The 461-nt window shown below is 43.0% G+C and carries 2 pseudogenes; both read left to right on the top strand.

The window, feature by feature from the left end:
* Positions 1 to 232: pseudogene (locus E3E37_RS11015) on the top strand (proteasome subunit alpha); the annotation flags it as partial.
* A 10-nt stretch (positions 233 to 242) separates the two neighbouring features.
* Positions 243 to 461 (top strand): annotated as a pseudogene (locus E3E37_RS11010) (ribosome assembly factor SBDS); the annotation flags it as partial.

The raw sequence follows: 461 nt of genomic DNA, 5'->3' as shown, positions 1-461 counted from the left end.
CATGACACTCGAGGATGCAATAAAGCTAGCTGTCTTAGCTTTGGCAAAGACGATGGAAGAGCCTTCACCAGAGAACATAGAAGTGGCAGTGATCACAGTTGAGGAAAAGAAGTTCAAGAAGATAAGTAAAGAGAAAGTTGCAAAGTGCCTTGAGGAAGCTTTGAAAGAGGCTGAAGAAGAGGAAGTTGCTGAGAAGGAGGAAGATTATACTGAATTAGACAGCAACTACTGAGGTGGTGGCAGTGCCAATAGATGTTGACAAAGCAGTGATTGCAAGGTTAAAGACACATGGGGAGACATTTGAGATTTTGGTTGACCCTTATCTTGCCAGAGACTTCAAGGAGGGCAAAGATGTTCCAATAGAGGAAATTCTTGCCACTCCCTATGTTTTTAAAGATGCACACAAGGGAGATAAAGCGAGTGAGCATGAGATGGAGAAAATCTTTGGAACAAGTGACCCA

The sequence above is a fragment of the Thermococcus sp. ES12 genome (assembly GCF_012027515.1).
GTDB classification, from domain to species: domain Archaea; phylum Methanobacteriota_B; class Thermococci; order Thermococcales; family Thermococcaceae; genus Thermococcus; species Thermococcus barossii.
The sequence above is the reverse complement of the archived record's forward strand: the minus strand, read 5'-3'. Positions and strand labels throughout refer to the sequence as shown.